Consider the following 22351-nt stretch of genomic DNA (forward strand, 5'->3'; position numbering starts at 1 on the left):
CTCAGGCGAAGAGCGGTCGGCGGTCCCAGCGCAGCGACGCGCCGCCCCCGGCCCGCCACGCCCGTGCGACGACATCCTCGTCGCGCTCGGTGACGAGGTTGCCCATCACCCGGACGGCCACCGTCATCAGCGACGTCGAACTCATCCCCACAGGCCCGGTGGCCGGCAGAAACCGCGGCAACGTCAGCAGCCCGGCCAGTCGCCGGGCTGCGGAGAACGCCCGCCCGTAGCGCTCGCGCAGCAGGGCCGGCCACAGCTGCGTGAGATCGTCCGCATCCAGGACGCCGGCGACGAGCCGCCCACCCTCGAGGCCGTAGTCGATGCCCTCGCCGTTGAGCGGATTCACACACGCCGCGGCGTCGCCGACCAGGGCCCAGTTCGGGCCCGCCACACCGGACACCGCACCGCCCATCGGCAGCAGCGCCGACGCCACCCGGGTCGTCTCGCCGAGTCCCCACTCGCCGCGCCGCCGCGACGCATACAGCTCGATCAGCGGGCGCAGCGACCCGACGGCCGGCCGCTTGGAGGTGGCGAGCGTGCCCACGCCGATGTTGACCTCCCCGGTGCCGAGGGGGAACACCCAGCCGTAGCCCGGGTGCAGCGTGCCGGCGTCGTCGCGCAGCTCCAGGTGCGACGTGATCCACGGGTCGTCGCTGCGGGGGGAGGTGGCGTAGGCGCGGGCCGCGACCCCGTACGCGGTGTCGCGATGCCACTGCCGGCCGAGCAGCCTGCCCAGCGGAGAACGGACCCCGTCCGCCACGACGAGTCGTTCGCACCCGACGGTGCGCGGACCGCGCGCGGTCGCGAAGGTCACCGCGGTCACCCGCGTTCCCTCGCGCTCGACGGCGACGGCCTTGGTTCCCTCGGCGGCCGCGGCGCCCGACTCGAGGGCGACGCGGCGGATCCGGTCGTCGAGTTCGGTGCGTGGCACGGCGCTGCCCTGGGCCGGGAAGGAACCCGACGGCCACGGAAGTTCGAGGCTGCGACCGAAGCCTTCGAGCCGCAGGCCCCGGTTGACGGTGCGCGTGCGCACCCAGTCGCCGAGGCCGAGGCGGTCGAGTTCGGCCACCGCCCGCGGGGTCAGGCCGTCGCCGCACGTCTTGTCCCGGGGGAAGGTCGCGGCATCGACGAGCAGTACGTCGCGGCCGGCGCGGGCCGCCCAGGCGGCGGCCGCCGACCCGGCAGGACCTGCGCCGACGACGAGCACGTCGGTACGGTCGGGGAGCTCCGGAAGGTCGGGCCGCGGTTCGGACCCAGCGTGTTCTGCCACCACGGCTCCATCCTTCCAGGTACGGCTTCGGTGCCTCGGGGAGGTAGCCGACCGGCGGAGCGGCTAGGTTCACTACCGTGGAGCCGATTCGACAGCGGACAGCGGTAGCCGGGTCGACAGAACAGGATGGGTACCTCATCGTGAGCACTGAAGGGGCGGCGCAGTCCGCCGGTCCGTCCGGCGCGACGTCGGACACGGTGGTGGCCGGGGTGGACCTCGGCGATCCGGTCCTGGCGGGCGCCGTCCGGGACGGTCTCGCCCGGGTCGAGGAAGTGCTGATCTCCGAGCTCTCCGACGGCGAGGACTTCCTGACCGAGGTCGCACTGCATCTCGCCAAGGCCGGCGGCAAGCGGTTCCGTCCGCTGTTCACCCTCCTGACCGCCCAGCTCGGTCCGAAGCCGAACGATCCGGCGGTCGTGACGGCGGCGACCGCGGTCGAACTCGTGCACCTGGCCACGCTGTACCACGACGACGTGATGGACGAGGCCACCATGCGCCGGGGCGCACCCAGCGCGAACGCGCGGTGGAGCAACAGCGTGGCCATCCTCGCCGGGGACTTCCTGTTCGCGCATGCGTCGCGACTGGTGTCGACGCTCGGTCCCGCTGCGGTACGGACCATCGCCGAGACGTTCGCCGAGCTCGTGACCGGACAGATGCGCGAGACCATCGGCAGCGGGAAGGAACGGGACCCGGTCGAGCACTACCTGAAGGTGGTGTGGGAGAAGACCGGCTCGCTGATCGCGACGAGCGGACGCTTCGGCGGGACGTTCTCCGGCGCCGACCCGGACCAGATCGCGCATCTGGAGCGGCTCGGCGACGCCGTCGGCACCGCGTTCCAGATCGCCGACGACATCATCGACATCTCGTCGGCGTCGACGGAGTCCGGCAAGACCCCGGGGACGGATCTGCGCGAGGGTGTCCACACCCTGCCGGTCCTCTACGCCTTCCGTGAGACCGGGCCCGACGCCGATCGGCTGCGCGAACTGCTCGCCGGACCGGTCGAGGACGAGGCCGCCGTCGCCGAGGCCCTGGAGCTGCTGGCGCGGTCGCCGGGAATGGCGGCCGCGAAGCGGACGCTGGGCGAGTACGCGGACAAGGCCCGCACGGAACTGGAGTCGCTGCCGCCGGGACCGGCGAACGAGGCCCTGCGCCGGCTCGTCGACTACACGATCGCGCGCGTGGGGTAGGAACCCGGACGTCGGGAGGCCGCTGCAGCCGATGACGGCAGGGAACCCGCTCCCCACCCTGCTTCGTTGAATGCTGGGGCAAGATCGACGGGAAGAGGCGTGACGTGCACGGGAATGCGAACCGGCTGAAGACGGCGGGGCTCCTCATCGGGATGTCCGCCCTCATCGTGTTCATCGGCGCCCTGTTCCGCAACCCGACGATCCTGATCGGGTCGATCGTCCTGGCCGTCGGGATGAACGCCTACGCCTACTTCAACAGCGACAAGCTGGCGTTGCGGGCCATGCATGCCCAGCCGATCACCGAGGTACAGGCGCCGGTGATCTACCGGATCGTGCGCGAGCTGGCGACCACGGCGCATCAGCCGATGCCCCGGCTGTACATCAGCCCGACCAGCGCACCCAACGCGTTCGCGACCGGCCGCAATCCCCGCCATGCGGCGGTGTGCTGCACGTCCGGGATCCTGCAGATCCTGAACGAGCGGGAGTTGCGCGCGGTGCTCGGGCACGAGCTGTCGCACGTCTACAACCGGGACATCCTGATCTCCTCGGTGGCCGGTGCGATGGCGGCGGTGATCTCGGGGCTGGCGAATCTCGCGTTCTTCGCGAACATGTTCGGCAACCGCGACCAGGGCACGAATCCGCTGGCCCTGCTGCTGGTGTCGCTGCTCGGTCCGATCGCGGCGACCGTCGTCCGGCTCGCGGTGTCGCGTTCCCGCGAGTACCAGGCGGATCAGTCCGGCGCCGAACTCACCGGAGATCCGCTGGCGCTGGCCTCGGCGCTGCGCAAACTCGAGCAGGGCACCCGGGCGGCGCCCCTGCCCCCCGAGCCTCGGATCGCCGCGCAGTCGCACATGATGATCGCGAACCCGTTCCGTCCGGGGGAGCGGGTGAGCCGATTGTTCTCGACCCACCCGCCCATGGCGGAGCGCATCGACCGGCTCGAGCGCATGGCCCGCGGGGGCTGACGCCCGCACTGCCTACCGGACGCACCGCCTACCGCCCGCACCGGCTACCGGACGCACTGGTAGTCGATGCACTGCCTACCGGTAGTTGACGAACTGCAGCGCGATGTCGAGGTCGGCGTTCTTGAGCAGTGCGATCACGGCCTGCAGGTCGTCGCGCTTCTTGCTGGTCACGCGCAGCTCCTCGCCCTGGATCTGCGCCTTGACACCCTTGGGTCCCTCGTCGCGGATCAGCTTGGAGATCTTCTTGGCGTTCTCGGTGCTGATGCCCTGCACCAGGGACCCGCTGATCTTGTAGACCTTGCCGGACTGGGTGGGCTCGCCGGCGTCGAAGGACTTCAGGGACAGATTGCGCCGGATCAGCTTCTCCTTGAACACCTCGAGGGCGGCCTTGACGCGTTCCTCCGTGTCGGCGGTCAGGGTGATGGACTCTTCGCCGCTCCACTCGATGCCCGCCCCGGTGTTGCGGAAGTCGAAACGGGTGCCGAGTTCCTTGGCGGCCTGGTTCAGCGCGTTGTCCACCTCCTGGCGGTCGACCTTGCTCACCACATCGAACGACGAATCAGCCACGTGCACTCCACTTCGGATCGGTTCTGTACGGGTTGCCGCCCCGACGCTATCGGGTGGCGCAGTGCCGCTGTCCACCCGGTTTGCACAACAGGGGGGTGTGCGTTGTATTGTTTCAAACGCGCCAGGGACACGGTCCCGATCGCGCCCGGCAGGTTGCCCGAGCGGCCAATGGGAGCGGACTGTAAATCCGTCGGCTTACGCCTACGTAGGTTCGAATCCTACACCTGCCACCGGAACGGCCCCGATCCGAACGGATCGGGGCCGTTCTGCGTTCGCAGACGTTCCGGTACCGACCAGTCGCCGGGTTTCGGCGGGCGCAGACTTCAGAGCGCCTCCGGGTGTTCGGCCGAGGGGTGAAAAAGTCGATTTACGGCCCCTGAACTGGCGATTTTGTTCCTGCAGAGGAGTGTGTGTAATCTTTTGGAGGCCGCAGCGAGCAGAGATGCTCACGGTGGTCGCGCCCCCTTAGCTCAGTCGGCAGAGCGTTTCCATGGTAAGGAAAAGGTCGACGGTTCGATTCCGTCAGGGGGCTCGCTGGATTGTGGTGCCGCCGTTGTTCGCGACACTCGACACCGAGGCGGTGTAGCTCAGTTGGTAGAGCAAACGACTCATAATCGTTGCGTCGCCGGTTCAAGTCCGGTCACCGCTACCACAGTTGAATGAACCACCCTGATCGTCGTTGATCAGATTGACGCGAAAGAAGGCATCCCGTGGCCTCCTCCACCGACGTGCGGCCGAAGATCACCCTGGCCTGCGAGGTGTGCAAGCACCGCAACTACATCACGAAGAAGAACCGTCGCAACGACCCCGACCGGTTGGAGCTGAAGAAGTTCTGCCCCAACTGCGGCACTCATCGCGCACACCGCGAGTCGAAGTAGTCGTACAGGGTCGACGTCGACGCGTGAGCTCCCCGCACAATCGCCCACGCCGGCCGGCGTCCGGGCGAAGTTGCGGGAGTTCTGCGTATGACGGGCACATTCGTGAGTGAAGAATCGGTCGTGGACGGCACCGAACAGGCCGGGATCCAGTTCGATGTAGCGGCACATGCGGCCTCGATGGTCGGTCACCACTATCGCGTCGAGGACTTCTACGAGGTCGGGCGGGAAAAGGTCCGCGAGTATGCGCGCGCCGTGCTGGACAACAATCCGGCACATCACGACGAGGAAGCGGCGAAGGGCCTCGGCTACGACGGCCTCGTCGCGCCCCTCACCTTCATCTCCATCGTCGGCATGATCGCCCAGCGCAAGCTGTTCGACGAGGTCGTCACCGGATACGACCTCAGCCAGATCATGCAGACGGACCAGCGGCTGGTGTTCCACCGGCCCATCCAGGTGGGCGATCGGTTGTTCTGCGACGTGTACCTCGACGATTTCCGTCAGGCTGCCGGCAGCGACATCATCACCACCAAGAACATCATCACCGATCAGCACGACAACCTCGTGATGACCTCGTGGACCACCCTGGTGGGCCGCACCGGTGGCGAGGTGGACGAGAACATCGCCCACGCAGTCAAGGATGTGATGATGCATGTCGCGCCGTAGGTTCGAGGACGTCGCCGTCGGTGAGGAGCTGCCCGTGCGGGTGGTGACGCTCACCCGTGGCAACCTCGTGAACTACGCGGGTGTGTCGGGTGATCCCAATCCGATCCACTGGAGCGACGAGGTCGCCAAGCTCGCCGGCTTGCGCGACGTGGTCGGCCACGGCATGCTCTCCATGGGCATCGCGGCCGGCTTCGTCACCGACTGGCTCGGTGACCCAGGGGCGGTGACCGAGTACAACGTTCGGTTCACCAGTCCGGTCTACGTCGAGGCCCACCGGGCCGCCGAGGTGGAGTTCTCCGGCAAGGTCAAGTCGGTGGACGCGGACAGCAAGACAGCAGTGGTCGCGATCGTGGCGAAGTCCGAGGGACGTAAGATCTTCGGGCGGGCCACGGCAACGGTCCGTCTGGCCTGACCGGCCGGCGGATTGGGTTTGTCCCGGGGCTATGAAGTACACTAAGACTTCTGGGATCGCATAGCGCAGCGCGCTGCTCTCGAAGGCCGTAACGGCTCACGGGGTGGCGCGCATGTCATGTGGTCGCAGATGGGTCGATCGAGACGCCGGTTTTCCGGCGGAGGCATCGACCAGAGGGGCGTAGCTCAATTGGCAGAGCAGCGGTCTCCAAAACCGCAGGTTGCAGGTTCAAGTCCTGTCGCCCCTGCCCCCGGACGGCCAGCGACCGAGAGGAACGATGTGAGCGAGGAGCGCGGTAAGCGCGACGGCGGTACCGCAGGGACTTCCAGCCCTGAGGACGCCGGATCGGCGACCGACGCGACCCCCGGCGCTTCCTCCGCATCCGCTGCCCCCACCGGCAAGAAGTCCCCGCGGCGTTCCGCTGCTCCGGCGTCGACCGCGGTGGCGGCAGGTCGCCGGCCCGAATCGAAGCCGGCCAAGTCCGCCGCTCGCTCCGGTGCCCAGGGCACCGAGAACATCTTCAAGCGCCTGCGGCGCTTCTTCCGTGAGGTCCTCGCCGAGCTGCGCAAGGTGATCTGGCCGAATCGCAAGCAGCTGGTCACGTACACGACGGTCGTCGTGGTCTTCGTGGCGGTCATGACCGCGTTCATCTTTGGATTGGATCTGGCGTTCGTGAAGGGCGTCAGCTGGTTGTTCGGCTAGCGCGTCAGCGTGCCGGCAAATGTGATCGACGAGAGGAAAGTGCCCGGTGAGCACCCCCGAGAACGACTCCTACGAGCCCTCGGCCGAAGAGCGCGTTTCGGACGAGGTCTTTGTCGACGACTCCGTGACCGTGGACGCGGCCGACGAGTCGGCAGGGGAACCGGCCGACGAGACGGACGGGGAACCGGCCGACGAGACGGCAGAGACGGGCATCGAAACCGACGAGACGGCCGGTGACGAGCCCGAGGCGCCCGCGGAGGCCCCGGCCGAGGAGGTCGATCCCGCGGAGGCCCTCGAGAAGCAGCTTCGGCTCGAGCCCGGCGACTGGTACGTCGTGCACTCCTACGCCGGTTACGAGAACAAGGTCAAGGCCAACCTCGAGACCCGCGTGCAGAACCTGGACCTCGGGGAGTACATCTTCCAGGTCGAGGTGCCCACCGAAGAGGTCACCGAGATCAAGAACGGCCAGCGCAAGCAGGTCAACCGCAAGGTCCTGCCGGGCTACATCCTGGTGCGGATGGAACTGAACGACGAATCGTGGGGCGCGGTGCGCAACACCCCCGGCGTCACCGGATTCGTGGGTGCCACCTCGCGCCCGTCGCCGCTGACGATCAAGGAGGTCGTGAAGTTCCTCCTGCCGCAGCAGGCGAAGAAGAAGCCCGCCGCCGCGACCAGTGCCGCCGAAGGCGCTGCGACGGCTGCCAAGCCCACCATCGAGGTGGACTTCGAGGTCGGCGAGTCCGTCACCGTCATGGACGGGCCGTTCGCGACGCTGCCGGCGTCGATCAGCGAGGTCAACGCCGAGCAGCAGAAGCTCAAGGTCCTGGTGTCGATCTTCGGTCGTGAGACCCCGGTGGAGCTGTCCTTCAACCAGGTGTCGAAGATCTGACGGTCCGACCCACTCAAACTTGCGATAGCAGTACGCAAGAACCACACCGAGCAAGAAACTAGGAATAGAGATGCCCCCGAAGAAGAAGAAGATTGCCGGGCTCATCAAGCTCCAGATCCAGGCAGGTCAGGCCAACCCGGCTCCGCCGGTCGGCCCCGCGCTGGGTCAGCACGGCGTCAACATCATGGAGTTCTGCAAGGCGTACAACGCGGCGACCGAGTCGCAGCGCGGCAACGTCGTGCCGGTCGAGATCACGGTCTACGAGGACCGCTCGTTCGACTTCAAGCTCAAGACCCCGCCGGCAGCCAAGCTGCTGCTGAAGGCCGCGGGTGTGCAGAAGGGTTCCGGCGAGCCGCACAAGACCAAGGTCGCGAAGGTCACCATGGACCAGGTGCGCGAGATCGCCAAGACCAAGCAGGAAGACCTGAACGCCAACGACGTCGAGGCCGCCGCGAAGATCATCGCCGGCACCGCGCGTTCGATGGGCATCACGGTCGAGGGCTGAGCGCAGCGCCGCTCGGGACCCGCAGGGCCCAGTGCCCGGCAGCAGTAATCCGTGGGAGGGCCGGCCAGGCTCGACAACCACGACCGAACCGTTCACCTTCCGGTGACAAGTTAGGACAGAACAATGGCAAAGCGCAGCAAGGCGTACCTCGCCGCCGCTGAGAAGATCGACGCCTCGACGCTCTACAGCCCCCTCGCGGCCGCTCGGCTCGCGAAGGACACCTCGTCGAAGAACTACGACGCCACCGTCGAGGTCGCCATGCGCCTCGGTGTGGACCCCCGCAAGGCGGACCAGATGGTCCGCGGCACGGTCAACCTGCCGCACGGCACCGGTAAGACCGCCCGCGTCATCGTGTTCGCGGTGGGCGAGAAGGCCGCCGAGGCCGAGGCCGCCGGTGCGGACGCCGTCGGCGCCGAGGACCTGATCGAGCGGATCCAGGGCGGCTGGCTGGACTTCGACGCCGCGATCGCGACCCCGGACCAGATGGCCAAGGTCGGCCGCATCGCGCGTGTCCTCGGTCCGCGCGGTCTGATGCCGAACCCGAAGACGGGCACGGTCACCCCGGACGTCACGAAGGCCGTCGCCGACATCAAGGGCGGCAAGATCAACTTCCGCGTCGACAAGAACTCGAACCTGCACTTCGTGATCGGCAAGGCGTCGTTCGACGACGCGAAGCTGGTGGAGAACTACGCTGCCGCGCTGGACGAGGTCCTGCGTGCGAAGCCGTCCACCGCGAAGGGGCGTTACGTCAAGAAGGTCACCATCGCGACCACCACCGGCCCGGGCATCCCGGTGGATCCGTCGCGCACCCGGAACCTCCTCGAGGACGCCGAGTAAGGAGACCGGTACCCGGTCTTCGCAGGCAACGCACGAACGGCCGGCACGGAACTGCTCCGTGCCGGCCGTTTTGCGTCGGCGCGTCCCGTCGGGTACGCTGGCTCGCGGAGTTCGGCGCGTGCCGATCTTCACCCCGATCATGTTCTACCCAAGACCGTTGGTCACCGGGTCCGCGTGTGGATTCGGTTGAAGGTCCGGGATTGCCCGGCGGCCCACGCAGGAGGACGAGGTAGGGGAGATACGACATCGTTCGCGATGCCGTCCTTCTCTCTGTACGCCCCGTGTGCCCTGCACCGGGGCGTTTTGCATTTTACGGATTTCGAGTGGAACTTCCCGAGCGGGAAAACGACTGTTACTGAGAGGAGGCGAAGTATGGCAAAGCCTGAGAAGGTTTCCGCGGTTGCGGAGATCACCGAGCAGTTCAAGGACTCGACTGCCGCCGTGATCACGGAGTTCCGTGGTCTGTCGGTGACCAGTCTGACGCAGCTGCGACGCGCTCTCGGAGAGGGTGCCACCTACTCCGTCGCCAAGAACACCCTGGTCAAGCGTGCCGCCGCAGAGGCGGGCGTCGAGGGCCTTGACGACCTGTTCGTCGGACCGACCGCCATTGCGTTCATCAAGGGCGAGCCGGTCGACGCTGCGAAGGCCCTGAAGACCTTCGCGAAGGACAACAAGGCGCTCGTCATCAAGGGCGGCTACATGGACGGCGCTGCGCTGTCCGTGGAACAGGTCAACCAGATCGCGGACCTCGAGTCCCGCGAGGTGCTGTTGGCCAAGCTCGCCGGCGCGATGAAGGGCAACTTGGCAAAGGCCGCCGGCCTGTTCAACGCTCCTGCCTCGCAGGTGGCCCGTCTCGCGGCCGCTCTGCAGGAGAAGAAGGCGGACCAGGAGTCTGCCGCAAGCTGATCCGCACCCTCGCGAATCACTGACTCACCCACCCCGCGCGCCCCGGCGCGTATCCCATCCGGTCGCGGATCAGCGACATGGGATCCACAAGGAAGGACCGCCACCATGGCGAAGCTCACCACCGAAGAGCTGCTCGACGCGTTCAAGGAACTGACCCTCCTCGAGCTCTCGGAGTTCGTGAAGGCCTTCGAGGAGACCTTCGAGGTCACCGCTGCCGCTCCGGTCGCCGTCGCCGCTGCCGGCGCCCCGGCCGCTGCCGCCGAGGCCGAGTCCGAGCAGGACGAGTTCGACGTCATCCTCGAGGGTGCCGGCGACAAGAAGATCCAGGTCATCAAGGTCGTCCGCGAGATCGTTTCGGGCCTCGGCCTGAAGGAGGCCAAGGACCTCGTCGAGGGCGCTCCGAAGCCGATCCTGGAGAAGGTCGCCAAGGACGCTGCCGACGCCGCCAAGGCGAAGCTCGAAGAGGCCGGCGCCAAGGTCACCGTCAAGTAAGAGGTGCGAGGCTGCTCGACTCCGGTCGAGCGATCCGGCAAGGCCGCTGCCCACGGATTCACGTCCGTGGGCAGCGGCCTTTTCGCGCATTCGTGACCGGTTCGGCGGGCACGCGGAATGCATCCGCGATAGGTTGACGTCAATGCCGCACGGGGACGGCAAAGACGCAGGTCATCACCCTGATCGACGGGTGTTATGCCCGAGTTGACCTGTGTTCTTACTCGCTAGTAGGATCCCGTGTCACAGGTAACACTTCGATGCGCTACAGTGACGCAATCCACAGTGGGGAACAGCATCGAGCCGTGCGGAGGTAATGGTGGGAGTCGAAGTAGCTGTCGAGGGCTTGACGAAGTCCTTCGGGTCTCAGCGGATCTGGCAGGATGTGACGTTGACCCTCCCGGCGGGCGAGGTGAGTGCCCTGCTGGGCCCGTCCGGCACGGGCAAGTCGGTGTTCCTCAAGTCGCTGATCGGTCTGCTGCGGCCGGAGCAGGGCTCGATCGTCATCGACGGCACCGACATCCTGCAGTGCTCGAGCAAGGAGCTCTACGAGATCCGCAAGCTGTTCGGGGTGCTGTTCCAGGACGGCGCGCTGTTCGGGTCGATGAACCTCTACGACAACGTGGCGTTCCCGCTGCGCGAGCACACCAAGAAGTCCGAGTCCGACATCCGCAAGATCGTGATGGACAAGCTCGAGCTCGTCGGTCTGCTCGGCGCCGAGGACAAGCTGCCCGGCGAGATCTCCGGCGGCATGCGCAAGCGCGCCGGGCTGGCGCGGGCACTGGTGCTCGACCCGCAGATCATCCTGGTCGACGAGCCGGACTCGGGACTCGACCCCGTGCGGACCACCTACATCTCCCAGACACTGATCGACATCAACGCCGAGATCGACGCGACGATCCTGATCGTCTCGCACAACATCAACCTGGCGCGCACGGTGCCGGACAACATCGGCATGCTGTTCCGGCGCGAACTGGTGATGTTCGGTCCGCGTGAGGTGCTGCTCACCAGCGACGAGCCGGTGGTCAAGCAGTTCCTCAACGGCACCATGATCGGGCCGATCGGGATGTCGGAGGAGAAGGACGAGGCCACGATGGCGCAGGAACAGGCGCTCGTCGAGGCCGGGCATCACGCCGGTGGCGTGGACGACATCGAGGGCATCGTCCCGCAGATGAAAGCCACCCCGGGGATGCCCGAGCGGCAGGCGGTGCGCCGCCGGCAGGACCGGGTGCGGCACATCCTCCACACCCTGCCCGAGCCCGCCCAGCACGCCATCCTCGAATCCTTCGAGGAGAGCAACGGATCGCACGCGGCACCGGCGTATCAGGACCATTCCTACCGCGACGACGACACGCAGGTCATTCCGGCGTACCCCGGTGACGGGTACGACGAGTCCGCCCGCCACCACACCAGCTAGGAGAACACATGGGGGTCGGTTCGGGCACCAGCTCGTTCGTGCGTCCGATACACGGTGCACTCACCCAGGCCGGAAACATCGTCGAGTTGTTCGTCGACGTCGTGCGCAACCTGTTCCGCCGGCCGTTCCAGTTCCGCGAGTTCATCGAGCAGGCGTGGTTCATCGCGAGCGTGACGATCCTGCCCACCGCCCTCGTGGCGATTCCGTTCGGTGCCGTCGTCTCGCTGCAGACCGGGTCGCTGATCAAGCAGCTCGGCGCGGAGTCGTTCACCGGCGCCGCCAGCGTACTGGCGGTGATCCAGCAGGGCAGTCCCATCGTGACCGCGCTGCTGATCGCCGGCGCGGCCGGTTCCGCGGTCACCGCCGACCTCGGGTCACGCACGATCCGCGAGGAGATCGACGCGATGGAGGTGCTCGGTATCAACCCGGTGCAACGCCTCGTGGTCCCGCGCGTGCTCGCGATGGTGCTCGTCGCGCTGCTGCTCAACGGGCTGGTGTCCGTGGTCGGCATCGCCGGCGGCTACTTCTTCAACGTCATCCTGCAGGGCGGAACTCCGGGCGCCTACCTGGCATCCTTCTCGGCCCTGGCCCAGCTACCCGACCTCTACGTGGCCGAGATCAAGGCAGCGATCTTCGGTGTCATCGCCGGCGTCGTCGCGGCCTACAAGGGCCTGCACCCCGGCGCCGGACCGAAGGGTGTCGGTGAGGCCGTCAACCAGACCGTCGTCATCACCTTCCTCCTGTTGTTCTTCGCGAACCTGATCCTGACGATGGTGTACCTGCAGATCGTTCCGGCGAAGGGATCCTGACTCGATGACAATCGCAAAGGGCCGCGGAGATGTCATCTGGCTCCGCGGGCGCAGAATCGTGCGCGCTCCTCTCGACATGCTGGATCGGGCAGGCGACCAGATGTCGTTCTACGCGCGGGCCATCGCCTGGACCCCACGCACCCTCGTCCACTACCGCAAGGAGGTGCTGCGGCTGCTCGCCGAGGTCACCTTCGGCAGCGGCGCGCTCGCCGTCATCGGCGGAACCATCGGCGTGATCGCGATGATGTCGGGATTCACCGGCGTCGTCGTGGGTCTGCAGGGCTATGCCGCCCTCGAGCAACTCGGCTCCTCGGTGCTCACCGGCTTCCTGTCGGCATACGTCAACACGCGCGAACTCGCGCCGATCGTCGCGGCGCTGGCGCTGTCGGCGACGGTGGGCTGTGGTTTCACCGCCCAGCTCGGTGCGATGCGGATCAGCGAGGAGATCGATGCGCTCGAGGTGATGGCGGTGCCGTCGGTGCCGTTTCTCGTCACCGCCCGGATGATCGCCGGTTTCGTCGCCGTCATCCCGCTCTACATCATCGGCCTGCTCGCCGCGTACCTCGCGACACGCGTGATCAGCACGATGTTCAACGGGCAGTCGTCGGGTTCGTACGACCACTACTTCAACCTGTTCCTGCCACCGGAGGACGTGCTGTACTCGTTCGCGAAGGTGCTCGTCTTCGCGTTCTTCCTGATCCTCATCCACTGCTACTACGGCTTCAACGCCAGCGGTGGTCCGGCCGGCGTCGGCGTGGCTGTCGGCCGTGCCGTCCGCACCGCGATCGTTACGATCGCCGTGCTCGACTTCTTCCTCAGCCTCGCCATCTGGGGCACCTCCACGACCGTGAGGGTGGCCGGATGAACCCGACTCCCTCGACCCTCAAGCGGAGGGTCCTCGGCCTCATGTTCTTCGTCGTGCTGGGGTTGTTCCTGTTCGTCACGATCGCTATGTACAACAAGACCTTCAAGAAGGTCGTCGAGGTGGACCTCGTGACCGACGAGATCGGCAACGCGCTGCCGATGAACGCGGACGTCAAGGTGCGGGGGCTGATCGTCGGCGAGGTGCGCGGCACGACGGCCGAGGGCGGGACGGTGACCGCGCATCTCGCGCTCGAACCGGACAAGGCCGCCCTGATCCCCGCGAACGCGACCGCTCAGCTGCTGCCGAAGACGTTGTTCGGCGAACGGTACGTCTCGCTGATCCTGCCGGACCAGCCGGCGCGCCCGGTCCAGGCAGGGGACACCCTGGTGCAGGACACGAGCGCCGAGACCGTCGAACTCGGCGAGGTGCTCGACGGCCTGCTGCCCCTCCTGGAGGCCATCCCGCCGCAGGACCTCGCGAACACCCTGGGCGCCCTGGCCCAGGGCCTGAGCGGACGCGGCGAGACCCTCGGGCAGACCGTGGACCGGCTCGAACAGGTGTTCCGCGAGGTCAACGTGGAACTCCCGGCCGTGCAGGAGGATCTGCGCGGACTCGCGGACTTCTCCCAGACCTACTCCGACGCCGCGCCCGATCTGATCAGTGCCCTCGACAACCTGCGCACCACCGGCAACACGGTGGTCGAGCAGGAGAACCAGCTCGAGACGTTGCTCGTCACGGCGACGGGAGCGTCGTCGGCGACCGTCGGGCTGCTCGAACAGAACGCCGCCTCGATCATCAGCATCGCCGCCGACTCCAAGCAGGCTCTGCAGCTGCTGGCGCGGTACTCGCCGTCGTACCCGTGCATGCTGAAGGGCTTCGCCGACGCGGCGCCCGCCGCCGCCGGCGTGCTCGCGGCCGACGACCCGTTCCCCGGCGTCCGGGCGAGCATCCAGTTCGTCAATCCGAAGGGCCGGTACCTGCCGAACCAGGACGAGCCGCGCCTGCTCGACACTCGTGGCCCCACCTGCTACGACAACGTCACGGCCCCGGGACGGTTCTTCCCGCAGTACCCCGGCGGCTCGATCAACGACGGTTCCTACCAGGTGCCGTCCCGGAATCCGGGGCCGGAGTCCATGTCGTATTTCCCGGCGCCCGAGGGGTCCGGGGTGCCGAACGACGTCGGCGAGCTGATCGGGACGACCCCGGCGACGGCGCAGGTCGCGTACTCCGGGTCCCGGGCCGAGCAGGACGCCCTCGACGTCGTGTACGGGGAGGCGACGGGCATCGCGCCCGAGGACGTGCCGACCTGGACGACGCGCCTGGGTGCGCCCGCACTGCGTGGAACGGAGGTGAGCTTCCGATGAGAGGCCTGGCAGCACCACTGATCAAGCTGATCGTCTTCGCCGTGGTCACGATCTTCGCCACCGGGATGCTCGCGGCGACCATCGCGAGCCTCGGCGGCGGGGGCGGGACGAAGTTCCACGCCATCTTCTCGGATGTGACCTCGCTCAACGAGGGTGACGACATCCGCATCGCCGGCGTCCGCGTCGGCCAGGTCGAGGAGATCGAGATCGTGGACCGCAGCGAGGCGCGCGTGACGTTCTCGGTGTCCGATCGGGACTGGCTGCCCGCCGCGACCACGGCGACGATCCGCTACCGCACGCTCGTCGGCCAGCGGTACATCGCTCTCGACCAGGGTGAGGGCATGCAGGGGATGAAGCTGACCGACGGCGACACCATCCCGCTGGAACGCACCAAACCGGCCGTGAACCTGACCACCCTGTTCAACGGTTTCCGCCCCCTGTTCCAGACCCTCAGCGCCGAGGACGTCAACACGCTGTCCTCGCAGATCGTCCAGGTGTTCCAGGGCGAATCCGGGACCATCGACGACCTGGTGCGCACGACGGCGAGCCTGACCAACACGATCGCCGACAAGGACCGGGTGATCGGCGCGGTCATCGACAACCTGAACTCGGTGCTCACCAACATCAACGAGCGGGACGCGCAGCTCGACTCGCTGCTCGTCAACACCCAGGCGCTGGTGAGCGGACTGGCCGCCGACCGCGACACGGTGGGTGCGGCAGTACAGTCGCTGGCCGGGCTGACGGACGCGACGGCCGATCTGCTCGAGCCGACCCGGCCGGCGATCGCCGGGTCGATCACGGCGGTCGAGCAGCTCGGGGCGAACCTGAACAACAACCGCGACGCGGTCGACGAGATCCTTGCGACCCTTCCGGTCAAGCTCGAGAAGCTGGGCCGGGTCGCGAGCTACGGGTCGTGGTTCCAATTCTACCTGTGCGGCATCGACGTGATCGCCGGTCCGGGTTCGGTTCCGTACCTGAATCTGCCGACGGGTCTTCCCACGGTGAACCAGCCGATCTACACCAATGCCGCGAAGCGCTGTACGCAGGACGGGATGCAGGAGTTGCAGGGACGATGAGCAGACGTCGCAGTCCGGCCGTGTCCGGCGCCCTCGGGATTCTCGTGGTCCTGCTGGCCACCCTGTCGGCCTTCTTCCTGGATTCGCTGCCGATCATCGGGGCCGGCGCCACCTACCGCGCGGAGTTCACCGAGGCGGCCGGCCTCAAACCCACCAACGAGGTGCGCATCGCCGGCGTCAAGGTCGGCCAGGTCACCGACATCGAGCTCGACGGTGACCGGGTGCTCGTGTCGTTCAAGGTCAAGGACGCCTGGCTCGGCGACGACACCTCCGCCTCGATCCAGATCAAGACCATCCTGGGCCAGAAGTACCTCGCCCTGGAGCCGCGGGGCACGGAGGTGCTCGATCCGGACGATCGGATTCCGTTGTCGCGCACCGTCGCCCCGTACGACGTGATCGAGGCGTTCTCGTCGGCGGCCACCACTCTGGGCGAGATCGACTCCGAGCAGCTGGCCACGAGCTTCGACACCCTCTCGGAGGCGTTCTCCGAGACACCGGACGACATCCGGGCCTCGCTGGACGGCGTGACCAGGCTGTCGCAGACGGTGGCGAGCCGGGACCAGGAACTGAAGCGGCTGCTCGAGGCGACCGGCCGGACGTCGCAGATCCTCGCGGACCGGAACGCGGAGTTCAACCGGCTGATCAGCGACGGAGCGCTGCTGATCGCCGAACTCAACAACCGCCAGCAGGCCATCTCACAGCTGCTGACGGGGACGCAGCGGCTGTCGGCGGAGTTGACCGGCCTGGTCCGTGACAACGAGGCGACGATCGGTCCGGCGCTCGACCAGCTGCGGGGTGTCGTCCAGATCCTGCAGGACCGCAACGACGATCTGGACCGGGCGATGAAGCTGTACGAGCCGTTCGTCCGGCTGTACTCGAACGTCGTCGGCAACGGCCGCTGGTTCGACCAGGTCGTCGTCAACCTCATTCCGCCCGGATTGCCCGAGATCCCCGGATACCGCGATCCGGTTCGCACGTTGGGAGAGAACTGATGTCGCATGCCGAGTCCGGTGGCGGCTCACGGCGCGGCCCGATCGTGCTGATCGCCGCGATCGTCGCGGCCGTGGTGCTGATCGCGGGCGTGCTGTGGTGGGTCTTCAACCGCATGGGCACCACCGAGATCACCGCGTACTTCGACAAGGCCGTCGGCGTGTACGAGGGGTCCGACGTCCGGGTCCTCGGCGTCGAGGTCGGTAAGGTCACCGCGGTCGTCCCGGAAGGGGACCAGGTGCGGGTGGACATGCGTGTCGACCGCGGCGTCGACATCCCCGCCGACGCCAAAGCCGTGCAGATCACCCCGTCGGTCGTCGCGGACCGCTACGTGCAGCTCGCTCCCGCGTACACCGGTGGCGAGACGATGGCCGACGGCGCCGTCATCCCGCGGGAACGGACCGCCACCCCGGTCGAGGTGGACGAGCTGTACGCCAGCGTCGACGAGCTGTCGCGGGCTCTCGGCCCGGAGGGCGCGAACAAGGACGGGGCACTGACCCGATTCGTGGAGACCGGCGCCGAGAACCTCGAGGGCAACGGTGCTGCGCTCGGCCAGACCATCGAGCAGCTCTCCGCCGCGTCGCGCACGCTCAACGAGTCGCGGGGTGACCTGTTCGGCACCATCGAGAACCTGCAGATCTTCGTATCCGCGCTGGCGGCGAACGATCAGCAGGTGCGCGAGTTCAACACCCAGCTGTCGGACCTGTCGGGCTACCTGGCCGGTGAACGGGAGAACCTCGGGCTCGCGCTGAATCAGCTGTCGGAGTCGCTCGGGGTGGTCGCGCAGTTCGTGAACGACAATCAGGCGGCGCTGAAGGACAACGTGGACGCCCTGGTCCCCGTGACGAACAACCTTGCTGCCAACCGGGATTCACTGGTGAATTCGCTGACCCTGCTGCCCCTGGCCGTGAGCAACCTGGTCAACTCCTACGACGCGGAATCCGGGTCGCTCGCCTCCCGTCTGGTGGTGACCGACCTGCAGGACCCGGCCGGCGTGATGTGCAAGCTCATCGATCTCGGTCGGCTCGTGCCGGGCGACCCGAGGTTCGAGCAGCTGGGCCGACAGATGCAGCCGCTGATCGATCAGTGCTCCGGCCTCGCCGAACAGATCACCAACGACATCCGGACCCCGGATCTGATCCTGCCGTTCGGTGTCCTCAGCGGCGAGAACATCCAGCGTCAGGTGGTGCCCGGCACCGTGCCCGGTGTCGAATCCCAGCGCCTGAACCTCGAGGAGGGCGGACAGTGAGACGCTCGGTGATTCTCGGTGCCGGAGCCTGCGCGACGGCCCTCGCGGTGTCCGCGTGTGGTGGCGCCGAGAGCCTGCCCCTGCCCGGTGGCGCGGACGTCGGTTCGGACCCGATCCACGTGACCGTGCAGTTCGACGACGTGCTCGACCTCGTGCCGCAGTCGACCGTCAAGGTGGACGGCGTGCCCGTCGGCCGGGTGGAGACGGTGTCCGTGGGACCCGACGGGTGGACCGCGGACGTCGGGATCGTGGTGGACTCGGCGGTGGAGTTGCCGGCCAACGCGTATGCCGCGGTGGAACAGACCAGCCTGCTGGGTGAGAAGTTCGTCCAGCTCACTCCGCCGCCGAGCGACCCGTCGAGTGAACTGCTCGCCGACGGCGACGTCATTCCGCTGGACCGGACCCGGCACGCCACGGAGCTCGAACCCGTACTCGGTGCGCTCTCGCTGCTGCTCAACGGTGGCGGCGTCGGCCAGTTGCAGCCCGTGGTCGAGGAGCTGTCCACCGCGTTCGAGGGACGCGAAGGCACCACGAAGAGCCTTCTGCAACAGGCGGATCGGCTCATCGACGGTCTCGATCGGCAACGTGACGACATCACCCGCGCCCTCGACGGCCTCGACGTGCTCACCGTCCGGGTCGCGGAGCAGAACGACCGGGTCGCGGCGATCCTCGACGACCTGCCGGTGGCCACGGCGGTGCTCGAGCAGCAGCGTCCCCAGCTGACCGAGCTGCTCGTCCAGCTCGACCGGCTGGGAACCGTGGGCACCGACGTGCTCGACCAGTCCAAGGAGAACCTGATCGCCGACCTGCTGGCCCTGCGCCCCACGCTGCAGCAGCTCGCCGCGTCCGGGGACGACCTGGTGAAGGCGCTGCCGTTCATCCCGACGGTGCCCTTCCCGGACGGGGTCGAGAGGATCGCCCTCGGTGGCTCGGTCAACCTGTTCCTCGCTGTGGACATGCAGATCGGGGACGCGCTGGCCTCGCTCGGCGTCGGACAGGGTGAACCGGTCTACCGGCAGCCCAAGTTCGGTGAGCCCAAGCCCGTCGTGGATCCGTCGAATCCGTACTACAACGGCAACGGGCCGAGACGGGGCTGGCCCACGGTCTCGCTGCTGCCGGAGCTCCCGGAGCCGAGGCTGCCGGCGGGACTCGAACTGCCGCCGGGGGTGACGCTGCCCGGCCTGCCCGCCGCAGCGCCGGACTCCGGTGCAGCGCCGGCCAATCCGCTGGAAGGCCTGCTCAACCAGCTCGGAGTCGGGGGAGGGCGATGATGAAATCGCGATTGCTGCGGGTACAGATCGTCGCGTTCGTGGTGATCGCGCTGCTCGGCGTGGTCTTCGTCGGCGCGCGGTACGTGCGCCTCGACAACCTGCTCGGGTTCGGGCAGTACACCGTCCACGCCCGGTTCGCCGATTCGGGGGGCATCTTCACCAACGCCGAGGTCACCTACCGGGGCGTGCCGGTCGGGCGGGTCGGGGAACTCGGTCTGACCGAGGACGGCATCGACGTCACCCTCCTCCTCGACAACGGCGGGCCGCAGATCCCCGCGTCCACCCGTGCCGTGGTGGCGAACCGCTCGGCGATCGGCGAGCAGTACGTCGACCTGCTGCCGGACACCGACGAGGGTCCCTACCTCGAGGAAGGCTCGGTGATCGGGGAGGACGCCACCGACGTGCCGGTGCCGGTGCAGGACCTCCTGGTGAGCACGAACGCGCTCGTCCGGTCGGTGCCGGTGGACTCGCTGCGCACGGTGGTGACCGAACTGGGGGCCGCGTTCGACGGCCGCGGCGGCCAGCTGCAGACCCTCGTGGACTCTCTGGCCCAGCTCAGCGACGCCGGAGTGCAGTACCTGCCCCAGACGGTGTCGCTGATCCGCGACAGCCAGACCGTGCTCGACACCCAGTCGGTGCAGGCGTCGGCGATCCGGCAGTTCAGTGCGGATCTGGACCTGGTGACCGCGCAGCTGCGCGACAGCGACCCGGACGTCCGTCGCCTCCTCGAGACCGGGACGGCGGCGAGTGAGGAACTCACGCAGCTGGTCGCGGACTCGGGCCCCGGCCTGACGGCGAACCTGACGAACCTGGCGCTGCTCGGCGACAAGCTCGGCCCGCAGGCGGTGGCCTTGCAGCCGCTGCTCGCGTTCCTGCCGGCCGTCGCGGCCAGCGCCGGGACCGTGGCGCCCGGCGACGGTGCGGTCCGGCAGGGCATCCTGTTCGAGACGAACAACCCGCCGTCGTGCACCATCGGGTACGAGGGCACCCAGGCGATCCTCGACGAGATGCAGCGCCGGGATCCCAACTTCGACGACACCCAGCAGGACTTCCCGTTCAACACGGAGGCATCCTGCGAGGTCCCGCAGGGCAGCGTCACCGGCGTGCGGAGCGCGAACCGGATCGTGTTCGCCGACCCGGCCACGATCCAGCCGTGGGACTTCACGCCGAAGAAGGACCCGGACAAGCTCAATTTGAATCCGATCGCGACGCAGCTCGCGCCGCTGCTCGGAGTCACCCCGAAGTAGGTAAGTAGGTTGGTGCAGTGAGTTCAGAAACGACGTCCCGTCCCCCGCAGACGGCGGGGGCGGGCGGCGACACGATACGCAGGATCGTTCTGGCAGTGGTGAGCGTGCTGGCGGTGGTCGCCCTCGTCGCGGCCGCCTGGTTCGGCTTCGGGTGGGGGCGGGCCCTGCTCGTGGACCGTCCGGCGGCCGAGGCGCGGGACGCGGCCCTGTCCGGGGCGATGCAGGCCGCGATCAACCTCAACAGTGTCGACGCCGCCGACGTCGACACGTCGATCGAGAACATGCGGTCGTCGATCACCGGCGAGGCCCTGAACAACGATCTGGCCGCGACGGAGCAGCAGATCCGGGAGCAGGTGGCCCAGACGGGCACGGGCATGTCGGCAGACGTGCTGTTCGGTTCGCTGACCGCGCTGGACACGGACGCCGACACGGCGCAGGCCCTGATCGTCCTGGCGGTGAAGACCACCTGGCCCGACAACTTCGTCGAGAACAAGGTCACCGTGAACGTGGCGATGCGCAAGGACGGCGACGTGTGGAAGGCGGAGACGATCCAGCCGCTGGACTCGGTGCAGCTCGGTGCCGGGCCGGCGGAGGGCGCGCAGCAACCCGCGCCGCCCGAACCCGCCCCCGTGCCCCCGGCCGAACCCGGTCCCGCCGCAGGCGAGTGAGCCGATGAAGGAGAGTGTGTAGTGCCCCCGCAGCGTCGCAAGCCCAATCCGGCCGGCCCCCCGAGGGGGCGACGGCCCAAGATCGCGGGGACGGGCCGGACCGGCGGTGCCGTCCGCCCCGAGGCCACCGGGCCCACCCCGAGCGGACCCACCCCGCCGGAGTCCCCCTCGCCCGAGTCCACCCCGCTCGAGCCGACCCCGCCCGAGTCCCCCCCGGCTCCGACGGCGGGAGCGGGAACGGCGGCCGCCGAAGCGACCGGGTCCTCGGCGGCCCCGGCGGGGCCGGGCTCCGGATCCGACCGGACGAGCGCCCCGGAGCCGCATGAACCGGCGCCCGTCGACGACGGTGGGGACGCGGAGGAGCCGGTAGCGCAGGCCGCCGGCACCGCCTCGCGCGGCAGCTGGCGTGCGGTGGCGATCGTCGGCGGGGCCGCGCTCGCGCTCGGTGCGTTCGCCGCGGTCGCGGCCGCCCGTCCCGGCGCGACGGTGAGCAACGAGGCGTGGGTCGACAGCACCGCGACGTCCGAGGTCACCGCCGCTGCCGGCAATGCGATCGAGACGATGCACGGCTACAACTACGAGACGATCGACGAGGACTTCGCCGAGATCCGCGAGGTCCTCACCCCGCCGATGCGGGAGGAGTTCGATCTGACCGCGGAGGTCACCAAGCAGGCGGCGGTGCAGACGCACACCGCGACGGAGGTGCGCATCGACCACATCGGTGCGTCGATGCTCGACGACGACCGGGCCGAGGTCGCGGCGTTCATCAGTGTCAGCGCGACCGGCGACGCGGTCGCCCAGGGCAGTGCGTCGGCGCCGCTTCTGGTGCGGATGGAGAAGATCGACGGCAAGTGGCTGGTCTCGGAGATCCGGGACAGCTGACGAGCGCGCCGACCGGGAATCGGCCCGGTTGCTCTTGACGCGGGCGGCGTGAGCGGTCACTCTATCGGTACGCACGCACGAACATGCGTCCTGGGCGCCCGGGGTCGGGCGCTTCTTTTCGTGCCGTCGCTCGACATCTGCGACTTTTGGGTGTAAGTTCGGACTTTGCGCTGGCTGCCTCCTGTCCATCTCTCGACCGCATCGCGGGGAGCGTTGCCCTCCGGGGCCCGTTCCGCCGACTTC

General features: G+C 68.1%; 24 protein-coding genes and 4 tRNA genes. 26 read left to right on the forward strand and 2 right to left on the reverse strand.

Annotation, left to right across the window (positions count from 1 at the left end; all coding sequences use genetic code 11):
• Position 1: 1 nt before the first annotated feature.
• Positions 2-1273: a geranylgeranyl reductase family protein gene (locus RR3_RS12445; protein ID WP_010592028.1), complete on the reverse strand. Its 1272-nt coding sequence runs from the start codon at positions 1271-1273 to the stop codon at positions 2-4.
• Positions 1274-1410: 137 nt separating this feature from the next.
• Between RR3_RS12445 and RR3_RS12450 the strand changes: the two genes are divergently transcribed.
• Positions 1411-2457, forward strand: coding sequence for a polyprenyl synthetase family protein (locus RR3_RS12450; protein WP_010592027.1), 1047 nt, complete (start codon positions 1411-1413; stop codon positions 2455-2457).
• Positions 2458-2561: 104 nt separating this feature from the next.
• A complete protein-coding gene (htpX, locus tag RR3_RS12455) occupies positions 2562-3422 on the forward strand; it encodes a zinc metalloprotease HtpX (protein WP_010592026.1) in 861 nt (286 codons plus the stop codon).
• Between the two features lie 75 nt (positions 3423-3497).
• Here htpX and RR3_RS12460 read toward each other — a convergent pair whose 3' ends face one another.
• Positions 3498-3989: a YajQ family cyclic di-GMP-binding protein gene (locus tag RR3_RS12460; protein WP_010592025.1), complete on the reverse strand. Its 492-nt coding sequence runs from the start codon at positions 3987-3989 to the stop codon at positions 3498-3500.
• A 147-nt stretch (positions 3990-4136) separates the two neighbouring features.
• Between RR3_RS12460 and RR3_RS12465 the strand changes: the two genes are divergently transcribed.
• The 24 genes from RR3_RS12465 to RR3_RS12580 all read left to right on the forward strand — a co-directional run bounded on the left by RR3_RS12465 (position 4137) and on the right by RR3_RS12580 (position 22108).
• Positions 4137-4219 (forward strand) — tRNA-Tyr (locus RR3_RS12465).
• A 229-nt stretch (positions 4220-4448) separates the two neighbouring features.
• A tRNA-Thr gene (locus RR3_RS12470) sits at positions 4449-4521 on the forward strand.
• A gap of 44 nt (positions 4522-4565) precedes the next feature.
• Positions 4566-4641 (forward strand) — tRNA-Met (locus tag RR3_RS12475).
• Between the two features lie 58 nt (positions 4642-4699).
• Complete coding sequence (rpmG, locus tag RR3_RS12480) at positions 4700-4867, forward strand: 50S ribosomal protein L33 (RefSeq protein ID WP_003937613.1); 168 nt, start codon at positions 4700-4702, stop codon at positions 4865-4867.
• Between the two features lie 87 nt (positions 4868-4954).
• The gene (gene hadA / locus RR3_RS12485) at positions 4955-5530 is read left to right on the forward strand and encodes a (3R)-hydroxyacyl-ACP dehydratase subunit HadA (RefSeq protein ID WP_010592024.1); all 576 of its coding nucleotides are present in this window, start codon (positions 4955-4957) and stop codon (positions 5528-5530) included.
• Positions 5517-5942 carry a (3R)-hydroxyacyl-ACP dehydratase subunit HadB gene (gene hadB / locus RR3_RS12490; protein WP_010592023.1) on the forward strand — a complete coding sequence of 142 codons (426 nt, stop codon included), beginning with the start codon at positions 5517-5519 and terminating at the stop codon, positions 5940-5942. Before hadA ends, hadB begins: the two co-directional genes overlap by 14 nt.
• Positions 5943-6116: 174 nt before the next feature.
• Positions 6117-6189 (forward strand) — tRNA-Trp (locus tag RR3_RS12495).
• A 32-nt stretch (positions 6190-6221) separates the two neighbouring features.
• The gene (gene secE / locus RR3_RS24520; RefSeq protein WP_010592022.1) at positions 6222-6644 is read left to right on the forward strand and encodes a preprotein translocase subunit SecE; all 423 of its coding nucleotides are present in this window, start codon (positions 6222-6224) and stop codon (positions 6642-6644) included.
• A gap of 46 nt (positions 6645-6690) precedes the next feature.
• Positions 6691-7533, forward strand: coding sequence for a transcription termination/antitermination protein NusG (nusG, locus tag RR3_RS12505; RefSeq protein WP_010592021.1), 843 nt, complete (start codon positions 6691-6693; stop codon positions 7531-7533).
• A 70-nt stretch (positions 7534-7603) separates the two neighbouring features.
• Positions 7604-8038: a 50S ribosomal protein L11 gene (rplK, locus tag RR3_RS12510; RefSeq protein ID WP_003937618.1), complete on the forward strand. Its 435-nt coding sequence runs from the start codon at positions 7604-7606 to the stop codon at positions 8036-8038.
• A 123-nt stretch (positions 8039-8161) separates the two neighbouring features.
• Positions 8162-8875: a 50S ribosomal protein L1 gene (gene rplA, locus RR3_RS12515; protein ID WP_010592020.1), complete on the forward strand. Its 714-nt coding sequence runs from the start codon at positions 8162-8164 to the stop codon at positions 8873-8875.
• A 372-nt stretch (positions 8876-9247) separates the two neighbouring features.
• Positions 9248-9781, forward strand: a complete 534-nt coding sequence (rplJ, locus tag RR3_RS12520) for a 50S ribosomal protein L10 (RefSeq protein WP_003937620.1) — start codon at positions 9248-9250, stop codon at positions 9779-9781.
• Between the two features lie 105 nt (positions 9782-9886).
• Positions 9887-10273: a 50S ribosomal protein L7/L12 gene (rplL, locus tag RR3_RS12525; RefSeq protein ID WP_003937621.1), complete on the forward strand. Its 387-nt coding sequence runs from the start codon at positions 9887-9889 to the stop codon at positions 10271-10273.
• Positions 10274-10586: 313 nt separating this feature from the next.
• Complete coding sequence (locus RR3_RS12530) at positions 10587-11687, forward strand: ABC transporter ATP-binding protein (RefSeq protein WP_026137592.1); 1101 nt, start codon at positions 10587-10589, stop codon at positions 11685-11687.
• An 8-nt stretch (positions 11688-11695) separates the two neighbouring features.
• Positions 11696-12496, forward strand: a complete 801-nt coding sequence (locus RR3_RS12535) for an MlaE family ABC transporter permease (RefSeq protein ID WP_010592018.1) — start codon at positions 11696-11698, stop codon at positions 12494-12496.
• Positions 12497-12500: 4 nt separating this feature from the next.
• Positions 12501-13361: an MlaE family ABC transporter permease gene (locus RR3_RS12540; protein WP_026137591.1), complete on the forward strand. Its 861-nt coding sequence runs from the start codon at positions 12501-12503 to the stop codon at positions 13359-13361.
• A complete protein-coding gene (locus tag RR3_RS12545; protein ID WP_064066026.1) occupies positions 13358-14725 on the forward strand; it encodes an MCE family protein in 1368 nt (455 codons plus the stop codon). The genes RR3_RS12540 and RR3_RS12545 overlap by 4 nt, the downstream gene beginning before the upstream one ends.
• Entirely contained in the window at positions 14722-15801 is a 1080-nt protein-coding gene (locus RR3_RS12550) for an MCE family protein (protein WP_040271964.1), read from the forward strand. The genes RR3_RS12545 and RR3_RS12550 overlap by 4 nt, the downstream gene beginning before the upstream one ends.
• Positions 15798-16793 (forward strand): MCE family protein, encoded by a 996-nt coding sequence (locus tag RR3_RS12555; protein ID WP_010592014.1) that lies wholly within the window; start codon positions 15798-15800, stop codon positions 16791-16793. The genes RR3_RS12550 and RR3_RS12555 overlap by 4 nt, the downstream gene beginning before the upstream one ends.
• Complete coding sequence (locus RR3_RS12560; protein ID WP_017680018.1) at positions 16793-18040, forward strand: MCE family protein; 1248 nt, start codon at positions 16793-16795, stop codon at positions 18038-18040. Before RR3_RS12555 ends, RR3_RS12560 begins: the two co-directional genes overlap by 1 nt.
• The gene (locus tag RR3_RS12565) at positions 18037-19311 is read left to right on the forward strand and encodes an MCE family protein (RefSeq protein ID WP_026137590.1); all 1275 of its coding nucleotides are present in this window, start codon (positions 18037-18039) and stop codon (positions 19309-19311) included. Before RR3_RS12560 ends, RR3_RS12565 begins: the two co-directional genes overlap by 4 nt.
• Entirely contained in the window at positions 19311-20558 is a 1248-nt protein-coding gene (locus RR3_RS12570) for an MCE family protein (protein WP_010592011.1), read from the forward strand. The genes RR3_RS12565 and RR3_RS12570 overlap by 1 nt, the downstream gene beginning before the upstream one ends.
• 95 nt (positions 20559-20653) lie before the next feature.
• Complete coding sequence (locus RR3_RS12575; protein WP_010592010.1) at positions 20654-21226, forward strand: type II restriction endonuclease; 573 nt, start codon at positions 20654-20656, stop codon at positions 21224-21226.
• Positions 21227-21247: 21 nt separating this feature from the next.
• On the forward strand, positions 21248-22108 hold the full coding sequence (locus RR3_RS12580) for a hypothetical protein (protein WP_072786430.1): 861 nt from the start codon (positions 21248-21250) through the stop codon (positions 22106-22108).
• Positions 22109-22351 lie beyond the last annotated feature (243 nt).

Source organism: Rhodococcus ruber NBRC 15591, assembly GCF_001894945.1.
Taxonomy (GTDB): Bacteria; Actinomycetota; Actinomycetes; order Mycobacteriales; family Mycobacteriaceae; genus Rhodococcus; species Rhodococcus ruber.

Bases quoted from the DNA above. Each gene is read 5' to 3' on its own strand.
- hadA (WP_010592024.1), top strand. From the start codon at position 4,955: ATGACGGGCACATTCGTGAGTGAAGAATCGGTCGTGGACGGCACCGAA.
- hadB (WP_010592023.1), top strand. From the start codon at position 5,517: ATGTCGCGCCGTAGGTTCGAGGACGTCGCCGTCGGTGAGGAGCTGCCC.
- rplK (WP_003937618.1), top strand. From the start codon at position 7,604: ATGCCCCCGAAGAAGAAGAAGATTGCCGGGCTCATCAAGCTCCAGATC.
- rplA (WP_010592020.1), top strand. From the start codon at position 8,162: ATGGCAAAGCGCAGCAAGGCGTACCTCGCCGCCGCTGAGAAGATCGAC.
- rplJ (WP_003937620.1), top strand. From the start codon at position 9,248: ATGGCAAAGCCTGAGAAGGTTTCCGCGGTTGCGGAGATCACCGAGCAG.
- rplL (WP_003937621.1), top strand. From the start codon at position 9,887: ATGGCGAAGCTCACCACCGAAGAGCTGCTCGACGCGTTCAAGGAACTG.
- RR3_RS12530 (WP_026137592.1), top strand. From the start codon at position 10,587: ATGGTGGGAGTCGAAGTAGCTGTCGAGGGCTTGACGAAGTCCTTCGGG.
- RR3_RS12535 (WP_010592018.1), top strand. From the start codon at position 11,696: ATGGGGGTCGGTTCGGGCACCAGCTCGTTCGTGCGTCCGATACACGGT.
- RR3_RS12540 (WP_026137591.1), top strand. From the start codon at position 12,501: ATGACAATCGCAAAGGGCCGCGGAGATGTCATCTGGCTCCGCGGGCGC.
- RR3_RS12545 (WP_064066026.1), top strand. From the start codon at position 13,358: ATGAACCCGACTCCCTCGACCCTCAAGCGGAGGGTCCTCGGCCTCATG.
- RR3_RS12550 (WP_040271964.1), top strand. From the start codon at position 14,722: ATGAGAGGCCTGGCAGCACCACTGATCAAGCTGATCGTCTTCGCCGTG.
- RR3_RS12555 (WP_010592014.1), top strand. From the start codon at position 15,798: ATGAGCAGACGTCGCAGTCCGGCCGTGTCCGGCGCCCTCGGGATTCTC.
- RR3_RS12560 (WP_017680018.1), top strand. From the start codon at position 16,793: ATGTCGCATGCCGAGTCCGGTGGCGGCTCACGGCGCGGCCCGATCGTG.
- RR3_RS12570 (WP_010592011.1), top strand. From the start codon at position 19,311: ATGAAATCGCGATTGCTGCGGGTACAGATCGTCGCGTTCGTGGTGATC.